At 65.0% G+C, this 658-nt stretch carries 1 pseudogene; it reads right to left on the bottom strand.

Going from position 1 to position 658, the window contains the following annotated elements:
• Nucleotides 1-658, bottom strand: a pseudogene (locus EN969_RS34065) (indolepyruvate ferredoxin oxidoreductase family protein); the annotation flags it as partial.

Below are 658 nucleotides of genomic sequence, written 5' to 3' on the forward strand. Positions count from 1 at the left end.
GGTGTCGAGGCCGCGGGCGAAACCGGCGATGTGATGCAGGTCGAGCGGCCAGGGGCAGCCGACCTTGAACAGCCGCACCCCGATGCGGTTGGCGGCCGCTTCGTCGATGCCGATATCCTCCAGCGCCTGGCGAACGTCGAGATAGCTCTTGCCGAGCGTGATGATGCCGATCTTCGGATTGCGGCCGCCCGAATAGACGATGCGGTTCAGCCCATTGGCAAGGATGAAGGCGGAGGCCGCGGCGCGCTTGTGTTCATGCAGCCGCTCTTCCTGGCCGAGCATGTCGATCTCGTGGCGGATGTTGAGACCGCCAGGCGGCATGTCGAACTCCGGCACGACGATGTTCAGCCGCTCGAGCGCGGCATCGACCGAGGCGGTCGATTCGATGTTGTCCTTGACGCATTTGATCGCCGCCCACGTGCCGGCAAAGCGCGACATGGCGAAGCCGTAGAGCCCGTAGTCGATGATCTCCTGGACACCGGCCGGGTTGAGGATCGGCACCATCGTGTCGACGAACAGGAATTCGGTGGCGTGCGCGTTGGTCGAGGATTCGGCCATATGGTCGTCGCCCATCAGCGCAAGCACGCCGCCATGCTTCGACGATCCGGCGAGGTTGGCGTGGCGGAACACATCGCCTGAGCGGTCGACGCCCGGTCCC

It is taken from the genome of Mesorhizobium sp. M7A.F.Ca.CA.003.01.2.1 (assembly GCF_003998945.1).
GTDB lineage: Bacteria > Pseudomonadota > Alphaproteobacteria > Rhizobiales > Rhizobiaceae > Mesorhizobium > Mesorhizobium ciceri.